Below are 9,439 nucleotides of genomic sequence, written 5' to 3'. Positions count from 1 at the left end.
CGTCCGAGGCCACCCAGCCACCTGAGCCTGCGCCGCCGCGCGCTGGGCGGCCGGCCGAGACCCCGCCTCAACCGGAGGCCGCAGCTGATCCGAAGGCCGCCGTGCCGCGACCCGGTGTCGCCCATGTGGGTGACGGGCCGCCCACCTACGACGCCGAGCCCACGGCCCTCCAGGACGCGAACCCCGACGCCCTCGACGAACTCGTCGCCGACACCGTCCTCGACGGCGCCCGGTACGGCTCGTACACCGTGCGTGCCACCTCCGTACGCGGGGACTCCGCGCGGTACCGGGGCGAGCCCCGCAGGGACGCCCTGCTCACCGCCCGGTTCGGCAGCGGTGAAAGCGCGCTCGTGCTGGTCGCCGTGGCCAGCGGCGCCCGCGCGTCGCGCAGCGCGCACCTCGCGGCGGCCGATGCCTGCCGGTGGATCGGCGGGGCCGTAGGGCGCAGCAGACTGCGGCTCTCCGAGGACATCAGGGCGGGCCGCAGGGAGGACCTCAAGTCCGGGCTGCACCGCCTCACCGGGCGCGGCTTCGGCAAGCTGCGGGCCCGCGCCGCCGAACTGGGCCTGGAACCCCACGAGTACACGGCGTCCCTGCGCTGTCTGCTGCTCTCCGGTGACCCCGAATGCCGTACCAGGGTCTTCTTCGGCGTCGGCAGAGGCGGGCTCTTCCGTCTCCGCGACGGCGCCTGGCAGGACATGGAGCCCGCGGAGCCCGGCCCCTCCGACACCGCGGGAGAGGCCGTGGTCGGCTTCGGTTCGGCGCCCTCCGAGGTCCACCCCTCCGACGTCCACCGTTCCGACGTCCACACCTCCAGGACGTACCCCTCCGACATCCACCCCTCCGGGACGTACCCTCCCGAGCCTCCGTCCTCCGCGGCCCCCTCACCCGAGCCGCCGCCCAGCGAGCCGTTCCGCTTCCGTGCCTCGGTGGCCAGGCCGGGAGACACCCTGCTGCTGTGCAGTGCGGGCCTCGCCGAACCGCTGCGCGGCGAGCCGGCGCTCTCCGGCGAACTGGCCGCACGCTGGTCGCCCACCGAGCCGCCGGGGCTCGCCGAATTCCTGGCCGACGCCCAGGTGCGCGTCAAGGGCTACGCCGACGACCGCACCGCCGCGGCGGTCTGGGAGAGCTGACCACCACCGGCCGGTGAACCGACCGGCGGGGGGAGGCATGAGGAGGCGGGGGGGGAGGGCTGAGAGGACGGAGGGGAGGGCTGAGAAGGCGTAACAGCGCAGGCGCGACCCCCGGGCCCATGGGTTGATGGAGGCATGGCCAAACAGAACGTTGCGGAGCAGTTCGTCGACATCCTCGTCCGCGCGGGTGTGGAGCGCCTGTACGGAGTCGTCGGCGACAGTCTGAATCCCGTCGTCGACGCCATCCGGCGCAACGCGTCCATCGACTGGATCCAGGTCAAGCACGAGGAGACCGCCGCCTTCGCGGCAGGCGCCGAGGCGCAGGTCAGCGGGAAGCTCGCGGCCTGTGCCGGATCCTGCGGCCCCGGGAACCTGCATCTGATCAACGGCCTGTTCGACGCCCACCGGTCCATGGCGCCGGTCCTCGCTCTGGCCTCGCACATCCCCTCGGGCGAGATCGGCCTCGGCTACTTCCAGGAGACCCATCCCGACCGGCTGTTCCAGGAGTGCAGCCACTACAGCGAGATGATCTCCAGCCCGCAGCAGATGCCGCGGCTGCTCCAGACGGCCATCCAGCACGCCATCGGCCAGAGCGGTGTCAGCGTGGTCACGCTCCCCGGCGACATCGCGGGGGCCCAGGCCCCGGACCGGACCGGCGAGAGCGCGCTCGTCACCTCGCGCCCCTCGGTGCGCCCCGGCGAGGCGGAGATCGAGAAGCTGGCCCGGCTGATCGACGAGGCGGACCGGGTCACGCTGTTCTGCGGTGCAGGCACGGCGGGGGCGCACGCCGAGGTGATGGAGTTCGCCGAGCGGGTCAAGTCCCCGGTGGGCCACGCGCTGCGCGGCAAGGAGTGGATCCAGTACGACAACCCGTACGACGTCGGCATGAGCGGGCTCCTCGGCTACGGAGCCGCCTACGAGGCCACGCACGAGTGCGATCTGCTGCTCCTGCTCGGCACCGACTTCCCGTACAACGCCTTCCTGCCCGACGATGTGAAGATCGCCCAGGTCGACATCCGCCCCGAGCACCTCGGCCGCCGTACCAAGCTGGACCTGGCCGTCTGGGGCGATGTGCGCGAGACGCTGCTGGCGCTGACACCGCGGGTGAAGGCCAAGACCAGCCGCAAGTTCCTCGACAAGATGCTGAAGAAGCACGCCGACGCCCTCGAAGGGGTCGTCAAGGCGTACACCCGCAAGGTCGAGAAGCACACCCCGATCCACCCCGAGTACGTGGCATCCGTCCTGGACGAAGTGGCCGACGGGGACGCCGTGTTCACCGTGGACACCGGGATGAACAACGTGTGGGCGGCCCGCTACCTGACGCCCAACGGCCGCCGCCGGGTGATCGGTTCCTTCAGCCACGGATCGATGGCCAACGCCCTGCCGCAGGCCATCGGCGCCCAGTTCACCGACCGGAACCGGCAGGTCGTCGCGATGTCCGGCGATGGCGGCTTCTCGATGTTGATGGGTGACTTCCTGACTCTCGTGCAGTACGACCTGCCAGTGAAGGTCGTCGTCTTCAACAACTCCGCGCTCGGCATGGTCGAGCTGGAGATGATGGTCGGCGGCCTGCCCGCGTACGGCACCACCCACCAGCACTCCGACTTCGCGGCCATCGCCCGGGCCGCCGGGGCCTACGGCGTCCGCGTGGAGAAGCCGAAACAGCTGGCCGGGGCGCTCGCGGACGCCTTCAAGCACAAGGGGCCCGCCCTGGTCGACGTGGTCACCGACCCCAACGCGCTCTCCATCCCGCCGCGGATCAGCGCCGACATGGTCAGCGGCTTCGCGCTCTCCGCGTCCAAGATCGTGCTGGACGGCGGAGTGGGCCGGATGGTGCAGATGGCCCGCTCCAATCTGCGGAACATGCCCCGGCCGTAAGCGGTCGCGCCCGGCCGGCCGTAACCGGCCCCGTGCGGCCTGACGTAATCGGTCGAGCCCGGCCGGACGTACTCGGTCCCGTGCGGCCGGACTTAATCGGTCGAGCCCGGCCGGACGTAACCGGTCCCGCGCGGCCTGACGTAACCGGTCGCGCCCGGCCGGACGCGATCGGCCCCGGTCAGGCCGGGCGCAGCCGCAGCGTCAGGATCTGGAAGGGCCGCAGCGTCACCGCCAGCCTGTCCCCGTCGGCCGTCACCTCGCGCAGCGGCCGCTCCAGCAGGTCGGTGACCTCGGCCCGCTCCACCGGAAAGCCGAAGCCGACCGTGGCGTCCGCGCGGCCGCCCGCCGACTCGTACAGCCGCACCACCACATCACCGCCCCGGTCCTCGGCGAGCTTCACCGACTCCACCGTCACGGCCGGATGGTCCGTGGCCACCAGCGGGGCGAGCCCCGGCGCGTCCGCCGTCCGCAGCGGCAGATTGAGCGCGAGCCCCTCCCGTACGGCGTCGGTCACCCCGGCGCCGGGGTACAGCGCGTAGCTGAAGCGGTGGGTGCCCAGGTCCGCCTCCGGGTCCGGGCTGTGCGGGGCGCGCAGCAGCGTCAGCCGTACGGTCGTGCCCAGGCCGTCCCGGTGCTCCGCCCGGGTCACATCGTGGCCGTACGTCGAGTCGTTGAGCACCGCGATCCCGTACCCCGGTTCGGCGACCCGCAGCCAGCGGTGCGCGCAGATCTCGAAACGGGCCGCGTCCCAGCTGGTGTTGGTGTGCGTGGCGCGGTGCACATGGCCGAACTGGATCTCGGCCGTGGACCGTTCGGCGTGCACATCGAGCGGGAAGGCCGCCTTCAGCACCTTCTCGGACTCCTGCCAGTCCACCTCGGTGACGATGTCGAGGCGCGGGCTCTCGGCGTCCAGCCGCAGTTCCTGAGTGATACGGGAGGCCCCGAAGGTCCGCACCACCCGCACCGCGGCCCGCAGCGGCCCCTCGGTGACGACCTCCACCGAATCGGCGGCGGTGAGATCGGTGCGGCTGCGCCGGTAGTGCCGGTCGATGTCCCAGGCGTCCCACTGGTTGGGGTGGTCGGGGTGCAGCTGGAGCAGATTGCCGCGGCTCCCGGGCGCCAGGACCTCGCGGCCGGCCGCCAGGTCGTGTACCGAGGCCAGCAGCCCGTCCGCGTCCACCGTGACCCGCAGCAGCCCGTTGTCGAGCACGGTCTCCGGGCCGTCCACGGTCACCGTGACGGCGGCGCCGGGCGCCGTGCCGCCGAGCGGCGCTGACCCGAGCGGCGGTACCTCGACGAAGGCGAGGACGCCGTCCGCCGTGCCGCCGGGGCGGTCCGTGCGCACGACCTCACGGCGCCCGTACGGTGACGCGTTGAGCACCGCCCCGGGGGCGTGGGCCTCGCTCAACGGCCTTACGTCAGGACCGAGTTCCAGTGCGGCGAGCGCCCCTCCGATGATCGCCTCCAGCTCCTCCCGTACCCCCGCATAGGTCTCCCGCGCCTCCCGGTGCACCCAGGCGATCGACGACCCCGGCAGGATGTCGTGGAACTGGTGCAGCAGCACGGTCTTCCAGATGCGGTCCAGCTCGTCGTGGGGATAGGCGTACGCCCCCGACCGGAGTGCGGCAGCGGTCGCCCACAACTCGGCCTCCCGCAGCAGATGTTCGCTGCGCCGGTTGCCCTGCTTGGTCTTCGCCTGGGTGGTGTACGTGGCCCGGTGCAGCTCCAGATAGAGCTCGCCCGACCAGACCGGCGCCTGCCGCCCGTACTCCTCCTCGGCCGCAGCGAAGAACGCCGCCGGCCGCTCGATCTCCACGCGCGGTGAGCCCTCCAGGTCGCGGAGCCTGCGCGCCTTCTCCAGCATCTCGCGGGTCGGACCGCCCCCGCCGTCGCCCCAGCCGAACGGCACCAGGGAGCGGGTCGCCCGGCCCTTGTCGGCGAAGTTCCGCTCGGCGTGGGCCAGTTCGGCGCCGTGCAGCTGGGAGTTGTAGGTGTCGACGGGCGGGAAGTGGGTGAAGACCCGGGTGCCGTCGATGCCCTCCCACCAGAAGGAGTGGTGCGGCATCCGGTTCGCCTGGTTCCAGGACAGCTTCTGGGTGAGGAACCACCTGATCCCCGCGAGCTTCGCCAGCTGCGGGAAGGCCGCCGTGTAGCCGAAGGAGTCCGGCAGCCAGATCTCCTCGGTCTCGACGCCCAGCTCCTCGGTGAAGAAGCGCCTGCCGTGCACGATCTGCCGGGCCAGCGCCTCGCCACCCGGCATGTTGGCGTCGGACTCGACCCACATCGAGCCGACCGGCGCCCAGTTGCCGTCCGCGACCGCCTTCTTGATGCGCTGCCAGATGTGCGGCTGGTGCTCCTTGACCCAGGCGTACTGCTGGGCCTGCGAGCAGGCGAAGACCAGCTCCGGGTAGTCGGCGGCCAGTGCGGTGACATTGGCGAAGGTCCGTGACGCCTTCCGTACGGTCTCGCGCAGCGGCCACAGCCAGGCCGAGTCGATATGGGCGTGGCCGGTGGCCGAGATCCGGTGCGCGCCCGCGTCGGCGGGCCTGGCCAGCGCGGGAGCGAGCGCGGCCCGCCCGGCCGCCGCCGTGCCCGGCACATCGTGCAGGTCCAGCGCGTCCAGCATGTCCTCGAGCGCGCGCAGGATCTCGTGGTGCCTGCTCCGGTCGGCCGGCAGCTCCCGCATCAGCTCGGAGAGCACCTCGATATCGATGACCAGCTGCCAGACGTCCTCGTCGAGCACGGCGAGATCCGCGGAGGCGAAGCGGTAGACGGGGTCGTCGCCCGCGGTCAGCACATCGCCCAGCGGAGTCGGCTCGAAGCCGTGCCGCAGTACGGCCGGGTTGGCGGCGGCCTCCAGGAGCAGACGCACCTGCTCGCCGCCCGCGGCGGGGGCCGCGACGGGCACATGGCGGTTGCGCGGATGGATGCCCTTGACCGGCACGCCTTCGGCGTCGTAGACCATCCCCTCGGCCTGGAACCCCGGGCCGTCACCGGTGAACCCCGGATCGATCACGGCCTCGACCCGGCGGCCTGCCCAGGCGTCGGGGACGGCGCCCGCCAGCCGGAACCAGCTGGTCGACCAGGGCCGGCCCCACTCCGTCCCGGCCGCGAAGGGCTCGTACGTGCCGCGCAGCGCATCCGCCACGGGCACCGGCTCACCCGGCACGTGCCAGACGGACAGGGTGAGCGCCACCCGGTCGGTGTACTGAGCGGGGCGGATGAACTGGTTGAGGGCCCGCTCCAGGCGGCCCTCGACCAGCGATCGGTCGTCGTGCATCGCGGCTCCTACGGAATCGGCTCGGCGTGACGTTCCCCGCTTGCCTTCCCCGGCGGAGCGCACGGCACCCGCCCGCCATGCGTGAGCACCCGCCTGCCGGGCATGCATTCGGTGAGGCCGTTCGGACACGACAGAGCACCACGACAGAGCACCACGACTTGCAGGCGGGGGATATGACGGGGCGTCATAGTGGCATGAGTACCGCACCTGACCGGCGCGGCCAGGGCTCGGGCACGCCAGGGGGGCGCCGGAGCGGGCGGCTCCGCCGGAGACTGGGCCGGGGGGATCTGCCGGCGGTGAAGGACGTACGGCACGGGCTGAGGGAGCTGCTGCGGCGGTGCGGAAGTCAGAGCAGCGCCGATGTGGCCGAGTTGCTCACCAGCGAGCTGGTGACGAACGCACTGATCCACACGGACCGGGGAGCGGTCGTCACGGCCGGGGTGGGCCCGGCCGGACTCCGGGTGGAGGTGCGGGACTTCACGGACGGACAGCCGGAGCCCTACCGGGCGACCGACGAGAGTACGCACGGCCGGGGGCTGGCCCTGGTGCAGGCGCTCGCGGACGCCTGGGGGGTGCGGACGCACGAGGTGGGCAAATCGGTCTGGTTCGAACTCGGAGGCGGTCAGGTGTGAGCCACACCTGACCGCCTCCGGGTCACTGGGCCGAGCCGTCGGTCACTCAGCCGAATTGCTGTTCGAGATCCTTCAGTTTCTGCTCCAGGGAGTCGAGGCGGGGGAGCGTCTGGGTATCGTCCTCGGCCGTGAGGTCGACGGTCGTGGCATCGGTTCCCGGCGTGGCCCGGTCGGAGTCAGGGCTCGTCACGGCCTGCAGGGAGGGCCTGGAGCGTAAGGGCAGCTGTCCTGGCTCGGGTATGGCAGGCTCCGGTACCGCCTTCGCCGTGCCGACCGCGGGCGGTGCGCCCGCCGCCTCCACCTGACGGCCGGCCCGGCCGCGCCCCAGCGACCGGTGCTGCCGGTTGATCGCCTTGAGGTGAGCCCGCTCCAGCTTCTCGTGCTCCCGCTTGCGGAGCCGGTCCTGTTCCCTCTTGCGCCGGTCGTCCCGGACCTCGTCGACCGCCTCGTCCAGCGTCCGTACACCCTCCAGGAGCATCAGCGACCAGGCGCCGAAGGTCTCCCGGGGGGCACGCAGCCACCGTACGATCCGGATCTGCGGCAGCGGCCGGGGTACGAGCCCCTGCTCGCGCAGCGCGGCCACCCTGGTCTGCTTCAGCGCGCGGTCGAACAGCACCGCGGCCGAGAGCGACATCCCCGCGAAGAACTGCGGGGCGCCCGCGTGGGCCAGACCGCGCGGCGCGTGCACCCAGTTGAACCAGGCGGCGGCCCCGGCGAACGTCCACACCAGCAGCCGCGAGCCGAGCGCCGCGTCACCGTGGCTCGCCTCCCGTACCGCCAGCACGGAACAGAACATGGCGGCGCCGTCGAGGCCGAACGGAACCAGGTACTCCCAGCCGCCCGTGAGGTTGAGGTTCTGCCGGCCGAAGCCGACGAGCCCGTGGAAGGACAGCGCGGCGGCGACCGCCGCGCAGCAGAACAGCAGCAGATACGAGGCGGTGCCGTACACCGCCTCCTTGTGCCGTCTGCGTTCCTCGCTGCGCTCCCAGGTGTCGTCGGCCGAACCCTTGTCGGCGGAGCGCCTGCCGCGCACGAGCACCGCCACCGCGACCAGGACCCCCGCGATCATCACGCCACCGGGAAGCAGCCAGTCCAGAGATATGTCGGTCAGTCGCATGCGGTGTCCCTTGCATCGCGTCAGTGCATTGCGGCCGCAATATTGGCCCAGATCCCGGGGCGCCCAGAGCGTTTCGGGACAAGAGCACGCCAACGGAGTGCGGGGAGCACCGGATAGGGGCGATCTGATCGAACTGTCTTGCGTGCGAGCTGCGTCGGGTTCGAATTCAGTCAGCCGAAGGAGGGGTGTCGGCGCTGAGCCGGGCCACTCGGTCGGCATCGCAGGTGCGGGGGCAGGTCACGCAGGTGTCCCCGGGGCGCACGGTGTAGAAGAGGCAGCAGCTCGCCCGGTCACGGGTCGGCAGCGTCCTGCCCTGCGGCCCGGCCAGTTCGCGGAAGCCCGCGGTGCCGACGTACGGGGCGGTCGTGCCCGGCAGCAGCAGCTCCAGCTCCGCCACCCCGCGCGCCTCCTCGCCGAGCAGATGGGCGACGTACCAGAGGCCCTCGACGATCTCGTCCGTCGCCATCCCCCACAGGGCCCGCCTGCCGCGGCGCATCCGCGGCCCGAAGCCGTCCAGCACCGGTTCCAGATGCTCGGCCACGGCCGCCCGTACCTCGGCGCGCAGCGCGTCCTCGTCCGCCACCACATACGCCCCGGGCTCACCGGCGGCCGGGTCGTCCGGCAGGCAGGCGAAAGCGCCGGTCCGCACGGCCATCCGGCCCAGGGTGCGCTGGAAGGCGACGGAGCCGACCGGGAGCCTCGGCACCCTGCGGTGCAGGAACCAGGGGACCGTGATCAGCAGACAGGCGGGCCAGGCGTACCGGTGGAAGCCGAAGCCGGCGATGACGTCGGACCTGGCGCTCTGCCCGTAGTCGCGCAGCACCTGGGCGCTGTCCCAGTCGAGGAAGGCATCGAGTTCGCCGCCGCCCGCCGCGAGGCCGGCCGCGGTCACCCAGCCGCCGCCGGACGGGGCGGGGGCGTCCGCCGACTCGGTGACGGACAGACCGGGGAACACCTCGGCCAGCCGCTCGTAGGCGGCGGTGACGGGGGAGCGCAGCAGGGTGGAGACAGTCATGCAGGGACCACCGAATCGCGATCGTTTGCAGGTAAGCCTTACCTTATCCGATCCGATCGATGTTTGAACTGCGGCCCGGTCCGCCTATCGTGCTGAACAGGACGCCGGAGGAGGACCCAGGTGGAACAGGGCAGAGCACGCGACGCGGTACAGCCGTCCGTGTCCGCGTACCCGCCCGGCCCGGCCCGGATCCCCGATCCCGCCCGCAGCCCCGAGCGGTCGGAGCGGTCGGACCGGGGAGAGGTGAATGGGCCGTCCGGTGCCACTGGGCCGTCCGGTGGTGAGCACAGCCGCTGCGCACCGGCCGCCTCCGCCGTACGGCCGGCAGCCACAGGGCCCGCCCTGCCCGCGCCCGCCGGGGCGAAGCCGGTGCGCCGCCACTCG

General features: G+C 72.3%; 6 protein-coding genes and 1 pseudogene. 4 read left to right on the top strand and 3 right to left on the bottom strand.

Features of this window, described 5'->3' with window-relative positions; all coding sequences use genetic code 11:
- The first annotated feature begins 101 nt into the window (after positions 1–101).
- Both G3I19_RS31105 and G3I19_RS31100 read left to right on the top strand, forming a co-directional pair.
- Positions 102–1,133: a protein phosphatase 2C domain-containing protein gene (locus G3I19_RS31105; RefSeq protein ID WP_164267062.1), complete on the top strand. Its 1,032-nt coding sequence runs from the start codon at positions 102–104 to the stop codon at positions 1,131–1,133.
- Between the two features lie 135 nt (positions 1,134–1,268).
- The gene (locus G3I19_RS31100) at positions 1,269–3,011 is read left to right on the top strand and encodes a pyruvate dehydrogenase (RefSeq protein WP_164267061.1); all 1,743 of its coding nucleotides are present in this window, start codon (positions 1,269–1,271) and stop codon (positions 3,009–3,011) included.
- Positions 3,012–3,189: 178 nt separating this feature from the next.
- Here G3I19_RS31100 and G3I19_RS31095 read toward each other — a convergent pair whose 3' ends face one another.
- The gene (locus G3I19_RS31095) at positions 3,190–6,291 is read right to left on the bottom strand and encodes a glycoside hydrolase family 38 C-terminal domain-containing protein (protein ID WP_164267060.1); all 3,102 of its coding nucleotides are present in this window, start codon (positions 6,289–6,291) and stop codon (positions 3,190–3,192) included.
- Positions 6,292–6,485: 194 nt separating this feature from the next.
- Between G3I19_RS31095 and G3I19_RS31090 the strand changes: the two genes are divergently transcribed.
- Positions 6,486–6,923 (top strand): ATP-binding protein, encoded by a 438-nt coding sequence (locus G3I19_RS31090; protein WP_164267059.1) that lies wholly within the window; start codon positions 6,486–6,488, stop codon positions 6,921–6,923.
- 46 nt (positions 6,924–6,969) lie between these two features.
- Here G3I19_RS31090 and G3I19_RS31085 read toward each other — a convergent pair whose 3' ends face one another.
- Positions 6,970–8,040: a DUF2637 domain-containing protein gene (locus tag G3I19_RS31085; protein ID WP_164267058.1), complete on the bottom strand. Its 1,071-nt coding sequence runs from the start codon at positions 8,038–8,040 to the stop codon at positions 6,970–6,972.
- Positions 8,041–8,206: 166 nt separating this feature from the next.
- Positions 8,207–9,055 (bottom strand): (2Fe-2S)-binding protein, encoded by an 849-nt coding sequence (locus tag G3I19_RS31080; RefSeq protein ID WP_164267057.1) that lies wholly within the window; start codon positions 9,053–9,055, stop codon positions 8,207–8,209.
- Positions 9,056–9,175: 120 nt separating this feature from the next.
- Between G3I19_RS31080 and G3I19_RS37065 the strand changes: the two are divergent.
- Positions 9,176–9,439: pseudogene (locus tag G3I19_RS37065) on the top strand (hypothetical protein); the annotation flags it as partial.

The organism is Streptomyces sp. SID10853, from assembly GCF_010548145.1.
Classification (GTDB): Bacteria; Actinomycetota; Actinomycetes; order Streptomycetales; family Streptomycetaceae; genus Streptomyces.
This window is presented reverse-complemented; position numbering and strand designations above follow the sequence as displayed.

Bases quoted from the DNA above. Each gene is read 5' to 3' on its own strand.
- G3I19_RS31100 (WP_164267061.1), top strand. From the start codon at position 1,269: ATGGCCAAACAGAACGTTGCGGAGCAGTTCGTCGACATCCTCGTCCGC.
- G3I19_RS31095 (WP_164267060.1), bottom strand. From the start codon at position 6,291: ATGCACGACGACCGATCGCTGGTCGAGGGCCGCCTGGAGCGGGCCCTC.
- G3I19_RS31090 (WP_164267059.1), top strand. From the start codon at position 6,486: ATGAGTACCGCACCTGACCGGCGCGGCCAGGGCTCGGGCACGCCAGGG.
- G3I19_RS31085 (WP_164267058.1), bottom strand. From the start codon at position 8,040: ATGCGACTGACCGACATATCTCTGGACTGGCTGCTTCCCGGTGGCGTG.
- G3I19_RS31080 (WP_164267057.1), bottom strand. From the start codon at position 9,055: ATGACTGTCTCCACCCTGCTGCGCTCCCCCGTCACCGCCGCCTACGAG.